Origin of the sequence: Micromonospora sp. NPDC051300 (assembly GCF_044455315.1) — a bacterium.
GTDB classification, from domain to species: Bacteria; Actinomycetota; Actinomycetes; order Mycobacteriales; family Micromonosporaceae; genus Micromonospora; species Micromonospora robiginosa.
In genome coordinates, this window is sequence record NZ_JBITEP010000005.1 from 56,761 (window position 1) to 66,013 (window position 9,253).

Here is a 9,253-nt window from a genome sequence, read left to right on the forward strand (position 1 = left end):
TTGCTGGCCGCCGGTGGTGACGGCATCGCCGAGTTCCCCGCCGACCGGGGCTGGGACCTCGGGTCGCTGTTCGACCCGGACCCCGACCACAGCGGCACGTCGTACGCGACGCAGGGCGGCTTCCTCTACGACGCCGCCGACTTCGACAGCGGCTTCTTCGGCATCTCGCCCCGCGAGGCGCTGGCCATGGACCCCCAGCAGCGGCTGCTGCTGGAGACCTCCTGGGAGGCGTTCGAGTCGGCGGGCGTGGACCCGGCCACCCTGCGCGGCTCGCGGACCGGCGTCTTCGCCGGCGTGATGTACCACGACTACGCCACCCGGCTGGTGGCGCTGCCGGCCGAGGTGGAGGGCTACGTCGGCGTCGGCACGTCGGGCAGCGTGCTGTCCGGCCGGGTCGCCTACTCGTTCGGGTTGGAGGGTCCGGCGGTCACCGTGGACACGGCGTGCTCGTCGTCGCTCGTCGCGTTGCACCTGGCGGTGCAGGCGCTGCGCTCCGGTGAGTGCGACCTGGCGTTGGCCGGTGGCGTGACGGTGATGGCCACGCCCGGCACGTTCATCGAGTTCTCCCGCCAGCGGGGCCTGTCCCCGGACGGCCGGTGCAAGTCGTTCGCCGCCGCCGCCGACGGCACCGGCTGGGGCGAGGGCACCGGTGTGCTGCTGGTGCAACGGCTCTCCGACGCGCGGCGCGAGGGCCGGCGGATCCTCGCCGTGGTGCGGGGCACGGCCGTGAACCAGGACGGCGCGTCCAACGGCCTCACCGCCCCCAACGGCCCGTCGCAGCAGCGGGTCATCCGGCAGGCCCTGGCGAACGCGCGGCTGACCACTGCGGACGTGGACGCGGTGGAGGCGCACGGCACCGGCACCACGCTCGGCGACCCGATCGAGGCCCAGGCGGTCCTGGCGACCTACGGGCAGGACCGGTCCGAACCGCTGCTGCTCGGCTCGGTGAAGTCGAACATCGGGCACACCCAGGCCGCGGCCGGTGTCGCCGGGATCATCAAGATGGTCCTCGCCATGCGGCACGGCATCGTGCCGCCGACCCTGCACGTGGACGAGCCGTCGCCGCACATCGACTGGACGGCCGGGGCGGTCAGCCTGGCGACCGAGGCGACGCCGTGGCCTGCGGTCGACCGGCCGCGTCGGGCGGCGGTGTCGTCGTTCGGCATCTCCGGCACCAACGCCCACGTCATCCTCGAACAGCCCGCGGACCTCGACGAGCCGGCGAGCCTGGGGGAGCGGGCCGGTGGGCCGGTGCCGGTGCTGCTGTCGGCGCGCACCGACGCGGCGCTCGCCGCGCAGGCAGGTCGCTGGGCGACGTGGCTGGCCGGCGACGAGACGATCCGACCGGCCGACGTGGGCTGGTCGTCGGACGCCACCCGGGCGGCGTTGGAGCAGCGGGCCGTGGTGACCGCCGCCGACCGCGACGGACTGCTCACCGCGCTGCGCGCCCTCGCCGCCGGTGAACCGTCCGGCGCGGTGGTCACCGGCAGCCGGGAGCAGCGGGACCGGCTCGCGGTGCTGTTCTCCGGGCAGGGCGCGCAGCGCGCCGGCATGGGCCGGGAGCTGTCCGAGGCGTTCCCGGCGTTCGCCGCCGCGTTGGACGAGGTGTGCGCGGCACTCGATCCGCTGCTGTCCCAGCCGCTGAAGCCGGTGCTGTTCGGCGACGACGATCTGCTGAACCAGACCGAGTTCACCCAGGCGGGGTTGTTCGCCGTCGAGGTGGCGTTGTTCCGCCTGGTCGAGTCGTTCGGTGTCACCCCGGACTTCGTGGGTGGGCACTCGATCGGTGAGATCACCGCCGCGTACGTGGCCGGGGTGCTGTCGCTGCCGGACGCGTGCGCGCTGGTCGCGGCGCGGGGCAGGCTGATGCAGGCGCTTCCCGCCGGCGGGGGGATGCTTGCGGTCGCCGCCCCGGAGGCCGAGGTGGTCGCATCGATCGCCGGACACCCGACGCTTGGCGTCGCGGCGGTCAACGGGCCGTCGTCCGTGGTGGTGTCCGGGCCGGTGGACGCGCTGGACGAGGTCGAGCGCGCGTGGCGGGAGCGCGGCGTGCGGACCCGGCGGTTGACAGTCAGCCACGCGTTCCACAGTCCGCTGATGGAGCCGATGCTCGCGGAGTTCCGGACCGTCCTGGCCGGGTTGAGCTTCGCCGCGCCGCTGCTGCCGATGGTGTCCAACGTGACCGGCGCACTGGCCGGGGACGAGATCGTCACCGCCGACTACTGGGTGCGGCACGTGCGGGAGGCGGTGCGGTTCGCCGACGGGGTGACCGCGCTGCGGGACGCCGGGGTGGACACGTTCCTGGAGATCGGCCCGCGCAGCGTGCTCACCGCGCTGATCGGCGACCAGGCCGACGGCGTACCGGCGGTCGCCGCCCAACGCCACGACCGCGACGAGACCGGCGCGCTGCTGCACGCGCTGGCCGAGCTGCACGTGCACGGCGTACCCGTCGACTGGGCGCCCTGGTTCGCCGGCACCGGCGCGACCCGCGTCGACCTACCCACCTACGCGTTCCAACACCAGCGGTTCTGGCCCGACGCGCCCGCCCGCACCGACGGGCCGGACGCCGAGTTCTGGGCCGCCGTGGAGCACGGCGACCCGACCGCGCTCGCCGCACACCTCGGCGACGACACCGCCGCCGACGCGCTCAGCGCCGCGCTGCCGGTGCTGGCCGACTGGCGCCGGGCGCGGACCCGGGGCGCCGCGCCGGCGTACCGGATCGGGTGGGAACCGGTGCGACCCGCCGCCGCTTCCGGACTGACCGGGCGGTGGCTGGTCGCCACCGTCGGCGGCGGCGCCGACGCGGGTGTCGCCAAGACGATCGTCGCGGCCGGCGCCGAGGTCGACACGCTCACCGTCCCCGCCGGCGTCGACCGGCGGGACCTGGGGGAGCGGCTGCGGCGGCTCGGCGAGCAGGGCTGGGCCGGCGTGCTCTGCGTGCTGCCCCGCCAGGACCGGCCGACCACCGACGAGCCGGCCGTCCCGGCCGGCACGGCCGCGCTGCTCACGCTCGTCCAGGCGCTCACCGACACCGGCCTGCCCGGCCGGGTCTGGGCGCTCAGCCGCGCCGCGCTGCCGGTGACGGCCGGCGACCGGGGCGGCGACGTCCGCGCCGCGGCCGCCTGGGGCCTCGGCCGGGTGGTGGCGCTGGAACGGCCCGACCGGTGGGGCGGCCTGATCGACCTGCCCGGACGCGCCGACCGCACCACCCGCGCCGCGCTCGTCGCGGTGCTCGCCGACGGCGGGCACGACCAGGTGGCGGTACGCCGCACCGGTGTCCTCGCCCGGCGTCTGCTCCCGGCGGCGCCGGCGGCCGGCGGCGGCTGGCAGCCGCGCGGCACCGTGCTCGTCACCGGCGGCACCGGCGCGCTCGGCCGGCACGTGGCCCGATGGCTGCTCGCCAATGGCGCCGACGAGGTGGTGCTGGCCTCCCGGCGCGGCCCGGACGCCCCCGGCGCCGCCGACCTGCCCGCCACGCTCGGCGCGGTACGGGTGGTCGCCTGCGACGTCAGCGACCCGGTCGCGGTCACCGACCTGGTGGACGACCTGCCGGAGCTGACCGCTGTCGTGCACACCGCGGGCGTCGCCGGCGACCCCGCCGCCGTGACCGACCTGACCACCACCGACCTGGCCGGCACGCTGTCCGGCAAGGCGCTCGGCGCGCTCCACCTCGACGCCGCCTGCCAGGACCGCGAGCTGGAGGCGTTCGTGGTGTTCTCCTCCGTGGCCGGCGTGTGGGGCGGCGGCGGGCAGGCCGGCTACGCCGCCGGCAACGCCCTGCTCGACGCGCTCGTCGCGGCCCGCCGCGCCGCCGGCCTGCCGGCCACCGCGCTCGCCTACGGGCCGTGGGCGGCCGACGGCATGGCCGCCGGGGAGACCGCTGACGGGCTGCGCCGGCGCGGCCTCGACCCGATGCCGCCGGCTGCCGCCGTCGCCGCGCTGGGTCGCTGGGTCAACGCCGCCGAGCCGGCCCCGGTGATCGCCGGCGTGGACTGGTCGCGGTTCGTCGCCGCGTACACCGCGGCGCGGCCGAGCCACCTGTTCGACCGGGTCGCCCCGGCCGTCGCCGTCGACCGGGAGAGGCCGGAAACCGGCGACGGCGGACTCCGCGCCCGGCTCGCCGCGCTGCCGGCCGCCGGGCAGGAGACGGTCCTGCTCGACCTGGTACGCGCCGAGGCCGCCGCGGTGCTCGGGCACGCCTCCACCGACCAGGTGCCGGCCGGCCGGGCGTTCCGCGACCTCGGCTTCGACTCGCTGGCCGCCGTGCAACTGCGGGACCGGCTGGGCCGGGCGACAGGCGCCACGCTGCCCTCGACAGTGGTCTTCGACCACCCGTCGGCGGCCGAGCTGGCGCGCTTCCTGCGTACCGAGATGGTGGCCGGCGCGGACGCCCCGGCCGAGACCACGACGGCGCCCCGACCGGCTGCGGACGAGCCGATCGCCATCGTCTCGATGGCCTGCCGGTTCCCCGGCGGGGTGTCCTCCCCGCGGGAACTGTGGCGGCTGCTCGCCGACGGCGGGGACGCGGTCACGCCGATGCCCACCGACCGGGGCTGGGACCTCGACGGCCTGTTCGACAGCGACCCGGAACGCGTCGGCACCAGCTACACCCGCAGCGGCGGCTTCCTCGCCGACGTGGCCGGCTTCGACGCCGCGTTCTTCGGCATCAACCCGCGCGAGGCGCTCGCCATGGACCCGCAGCAGCGGCTGCTGCTGCACACCACCTGGGAGGCGTTTGAGCACGCCGGCATGGACCCGCAGCGGGTACGCGGCTCCGCCACCGGCGTGTTCATGGGCACCAACGGGCAGGACTACGCCACGCTGCTGCTCGGCGCCCGCTCCGAGGTGGAGGGCTACCAGGCCACCGGCAACGGCGCGTCCGTGGTGTCCGGCCGGCTGGCGTACGCGTTCGGCCTGCACGGGCCCGCCGTCACCGTCGACACCGCCTGCTCGTCGTCGCTCGTCGCGCTGCACCTGGCCGCACAGGCGCTGCGGTCCGGCGAGTGCGACCTGGCGCTGGCCGGCGGCGTCACCGTGATGTCCACCCCGGGCGCGTTCCTGGAGTTCTCCCGGCAACGCGGGCTCGCCGAGGACGGCCGGGTCAAGGCGTTCGCCGCCGCCGCGGACGGCACCGGCTGGGGCGAGGGCGTCGGCGTGCTGCTGCTGCAACGCCTCTCCGACGCCGAACGCGACGGCCGGCGCATCCTCGCCGTGGTCCGCGGCAGCGCGGTCAACCAGGACGGCGCGTCCAACGGGCTGACCGCCCCGAACGGGCCGGCGCAGCAACGCGTCATCCGGGCCGCCCTGGCCAACGCCGGCCTCACCCCGGCCGACGTCGACGCGATCGAGGCGCACGGCACCGGCACCACGCTCGGCGACCCGATCGAGGCGCAGGCGCTGGCCGCCGCGTACGGGCCGGACCGGCCGGCCGACCGGCCGCTCTGGCTCGGGTCGGTCAAGTCGAACCTGGGCCACACCCAGGCCGCGGCCGGCGCGGCCAGCCTGATCAAGATGGTGCTGGCGCTGCGCCACGCCACGCTGCCGGCCACCCTGCACGTCGACGCGCCCACCCCGCACGTGGACTGGGCCTCCGGTCCGCTGGCGCTGCTCACCGAGGCCCGCCCCTGGGCGGCCGGCGACGCGCCGCGCCGGGCCGGCGTCTCGTCGTTCGGCATCAGCGGCACCAACGCCCACGTGATCCTGGAGGAGGCGCCGGCCACCGCCGACGACCGCCCCGCCACCGTGGCGGCGAGCCACACCCCGGACGTGAGCGACACCGGACCGGGACGGGCGACCACGGATCCGACCGAAGCGCCGCGCGCCGACGCGACGCTGCCGTGGCCGGTCAGCGCCGCGACCGTGGCCGGCCTGCGGGACCAGGCCGACCGGCTGGCCCGGTGGCTCACCGGCCCGGCCGCCACCGATCCGGCCGCTGCCGATCCGGCGGAACCGGCCGGTGCGCTGGCCGCCGTCGACCCCGGCGCGGTCGCCTGGGCGCTGGTGGAGGGCCGGGCGCACCTGGCCCACCGGGCCGTGGTGGTGGCCGCCGACCCGGCGACCCGGCTGGCCGCGCTGACCGCGCTCGCCGCCGGCGACACCCACCCGGCGCTCGTCCCGGCCGCGCCCGCGCGGACCGGCCGCACCGCGATCCTCTTCTCCGGGCAGGGCGCGCAGCGCGCCGGCACGGGCCGGGAGCTGTACGACCGGTTCCCGGTCTTCGCCGCCGCGCTGGACGAGGTCTGCGCGCACCTCGACCCGCTGCTGCCGCAGCCGCTGAAGCCGGTGCTGTTCGGCGACGGCGACCTGCTCCACCGCACCGGGTTCACCCAGGCCGGCCTGTTCGCGATCGAGGTGGCGCTGTTCCGCCTCGTCGAGTCGTTCGGCGTCACCCCGGACGTCGTCGGCGGCCACTCGGTCGGGGAGATCACCGCCGCCCACGTGGCAGGCGTGCTCTCCCTCGCCGACGCGGCCACGCTGGTGGCCGCGCGCGGCCGGCTGATGCAGGCGCTGCCCGACGGCGGCGGGATGCTTGCGGTCGCCGCGCCCGAGACCGAGGTGGCCGCGTCGCTCGCCGGGCACCCGGACACCGGGATCGCGGCGGTCAACGGCCCGTCGTCGGTGGTGGTGTCCGGCCCGCTCGACGCGTTGGACGAGGTCGAACGCGCCTGGCGGGACCGGGGCGTCCGGACCCGTCGACTGACCGTGTCGCACGCGTTCCACAGCCCGCTGATGGCGCCGATGCTCGCCGAGTTCCGGACCGTCCTGGCCGGGTTGACGTTCGGCGCGCCGCTGCTGCCGGTGGTGTCCAACCTGACCGGCGCGCTCGCCGAGGGAGACGACCTGCGCACCGGCGACTACTGGGTGCGGCACGTCCGCGAGGCGGTCCGCTACGCCGACGGGATCGCCGCGCTGCGCGACGCAGGCGTGGACACGTACCTGGAACTCGGGCCCACCGCGGTGCTGACCCCGATGCACGCCGACCTGCTGCCCGACGACACCGTCGCGGTGGCCGCGCTGCGCGCCGGCGTACCGGAGGTCACCAGCCTGCTCACCGCCGTCGCCGCCGGCTACGCGGCCGGACGCGACCCGCACTGGCCGGCGCTGCTGGCGCCGCTGGCCGGCCCCCGCCCCGCCGCCCGGGACCTGCCCGAGCTGCCCACGTACGCGTTCCAGCCCCAGCGGTACTGGCCCACGCTGACCAACCCGGTCGGCGGGTCGGCGGCGGACGACGGCGAGTTCTGGCGGGCGGTCGGCGACGGCGACCTCGACCGGCTCGGCATCGACACCGGGCAGCCGCTGCGCGACCTGCTGCCCCAGCTCGACGCCTGGCGACGGCGTCGTCGCCAGGACGGCGTGCTGGCCGGCTGGCGCTACCGGGTCACCTGGCGACCGCGCCCGCTGACCGGCGGCGAACCGGGCCGCTGGCTGCTCGTCGCGCCGCCGCGCGAGACCGCCGACACGGTCGCCGACGCGTTGCGGGCCGGCGGCGCCGACGTACGGCTGCTCACCGTCGACCCGGCCACCGCGGACCGGGACGCCCTCGCGGACGCCCTGGCCCGGGCCGAGGCCGACCACCGGCCCACCGCGCTGCTGTCGCTGCTGGCGCTCGACGAGGCGCCGCACCCCGGGCAGGACGCCCTGCCGGCCGGGCTCGCGGCCAACCTGCTGCTGCTCCAGGCGCACGTCGCCGGCGACGGGGGCGTGCCGCTGTGGCTGGCCACCGCCGGCGCCACCGCCACCGACGACGAACCCGCCGCCCGGCCGTGGCAGGCCACCAGTTGGGGTCTCGGGCTGGCCGCCGCGCTGGAACACCCCCGGCAGGTCGGCGGCCTCGTCGACCTCCCCGGCACGGTGACCCCCGAGGCCGCCGCCGGGCTGCTCGCCGCGCTGACCAACCGCGAGGGGGAGGACCAGGTCGCGGTACGCGCGTCCGGCCCGCTCGTCCGCCGGCTGGTCCGGGCCACCGGCCCGGGCGGCGGTACGGGCGAGGGCTGGACGCCGCAGGGCAGCGTCCTGCTCACCGGCGGCGCCGGACCGGTGGCCCGGCACACCACCGCCTGGCTCGACCGGGCGGGCGCGTCGGTGGTGCCGCTGGACGAGCCGGCCGGCGGCAAGCTGGCCGACTGGATGGCGCAGCTCGCCGCCGACGGGCGGCCGGTCACCGGGCTGGTGCACGTGCCGGCGGACACCGCCACCGTGCCGCTGGCCGCGCTCACCCTCGCCGACCTCGCCGCCGACCTGACCGCCACCGTCGGCGACCTGCCCCGGTACGCCGACGAGATGGAACAGCGTGCGCTCGGCGCGCTGGTGATCTGCTCGTCCACCTCCGGCGTGTGGGGCTCCGGCGGGCACTGCGGGCAGGCGGCCGGCGACGCGCTGCTGCACGTCCTCGCCGCCGGCTGGCGGCACGCCGGGCTGCCGGTGACCTCGGTGGCGTTCGGTCCCTGGGCGGACGGCCTCACCGACACCGACCTGGCGCAGTTGGGCCGCGGCGGCCTGCCCGGCATGGACCCGGAACTGGCCGTCGCCGCGCTCCGCCAGGCCGTCGCGGACGGCGACCTGCTCGTCGTCGCCGACGTGCGGTGGGACCGGTTCGTGCCGGCCGTCGCCGCGGTCCGGGACCGGCCGCTCCTCGGCGACCTGCCCGAGGCCGCCGAGGCGTTGCGCGGCCTGCACGCCGAGCAGCCCACCGACGACATGGCCGCGGCGGCACTGCGCGACCGGCTCCGCCCGCTCGGCGACGCGGAGCGGGACGCGATCCTGGTCGACCTCGTGGCCGGCCAGGCCGCGACGGTGCTCGGCCTGCCGGACGCCGCCGACCTCGGCCCCGGCCGGGCGTTCCGGGACGTCGGGTTCGACTCGATGACCGCGGTGGAGCTGCGCAACCGGCTCCGCGCCGCCACCGGGGCCACGCTGCCCGGCAGCGTGGTCTTCGACTACCCGACCCCGCTGGCGCTCGCCCGGCACCTGCGGACGCTGCTGGCGCCGGACGGCGCCGCCGCCACCACCGGCCTGCTCGCCGAACTGGAGAAGGTGGACGACCTCTTCGCCGCCGGCACACCCGACCCGCTGACGAAGCAGAAGCTGCTGGTGCAGATGCAGGCGTTCGTCGCCCGCTGGGGCGACGACCGTTCCACGGCGCCGCAGGCGCCGGTGACCGAGACGCTCGGCGCGGCCAGCGACGCCGAACTGTTCGATTTCATCCACCGCGAGCTGGGCGGTCCGGTCGGCGAATTCTGAACGAATTCGCGCG

Annotated in this window: 1 protein-coding gene (cut by a window edge); it reads left to right on the plus strand. The window is 77.3% G+C overall.

The window, feature by feature from the left end; all coding sequences use genetic code 11:
- A protein-coding gene (locus ACIA5A_RS07845; protein ID WP_396757760.1) for a type I polyketide synthase crosses the window boundary here: on the plus strand, positions 1–9,240 show its final stretch. The gene continues 20,490 nt to the left of window position 1, outside the view; the window shows 9,240 of its 29,730 coding nt (coding positions 20,491–29,730); its start codon lies beyond the left edge, outside the window; its stop codon occupies positions 9,238–9,240.
- Positions 9,241–9,253 lie beyond the last annotated feature (13 nt).